At 64.0% G+C, this 809-nt stretch carries 1 pseudogene; it reads left to right on the top strand.

The annotated features are described in order from the left end of the window. A pseudogene (locus tag B7449_RS16740) lies at nucleotides 1-809 on the top strand (lactate dehydrogenase); the annotation flags it as partial.

Below are 809 nucleotides of genomic sequence, written 5' to 3'. Positions count from 1 at the left end.
GCAGTCTTCGTGACGTCCCGCCATACGCTGGACAAGACGGACAGCACCGCGCGCCGGACCATCGCCGACATGGCTGATCTCGTGGGGGCGGTCCGGCTCCCGGCCGGGGCAATGCGCGATGACGCCGGCACGGACGTGGTCGTGGACGTGCTGGTGTTCCGCAAGCGCATGATCGGCGACGGGGTCGACGATGAGACCTGGCTGGAAACCCGCGCCCTTGCAGATAGCGACCAGGGTAACGGTCCACTCCTCATCAATCGCTACTTTCTCGACCATCCGGAGCAGGTGCTTGGCCATCACGGCTGGACCACCACCCAGTTCGGTCCCGATTACACATGCCATGCGCGTGGCGACGGCAGGCGCGATGTGATGTTGCCCGATGCCCTAAGCCGGATCGGGCAGGACGTGCGCTTTCCGGAACCCCTGGACCAGCGCATTGTCCGGCCGGCGGGAGCCGGTGTGCTGGTCGGCACGGCTGCCGATGGCGCCCAGCTGAAAGAGGGCTCCTACTTCGTCACGAAAGGCGTCCTGCAACAGATCTGCGGCGGACAGGCCGCCACGGTCGCCATCAGGAAGGGGGATCAGAAGGATGGCCTCTTCCAGAAGCATGCCCGGATTATTACCGCGCTGATACCCGTCCGGGATGCGGCACGCGCGGTGCTGCGGGCACAGATGGAGAACCTGCCCTATGGACGCCTGCAGGGTGATCTGAAGCGTGCCTATTTCAGCTTTGTCCGACAGTTCGGCCCGATCAACCTGATGAATGTGACAGTCAGGATCGATCCGGAAACCGGGGTCGAAAACGAAAC

The sequence above is a fragment of the Komagataeibacter intermedius TF2 genome (assembly GCF_000964425.1).
GTDB lineage: Bacteria > Pseudomonadota > Alphaproteobacteria > Acetobacterales > Acetobacteraceae > Komagataeibacter > Komagataeibacter intermedius.
Note: the sequence above shows the minus strand (reverse complement) of the source record. Positions and strands in the feature narration are given on the sequence as shown.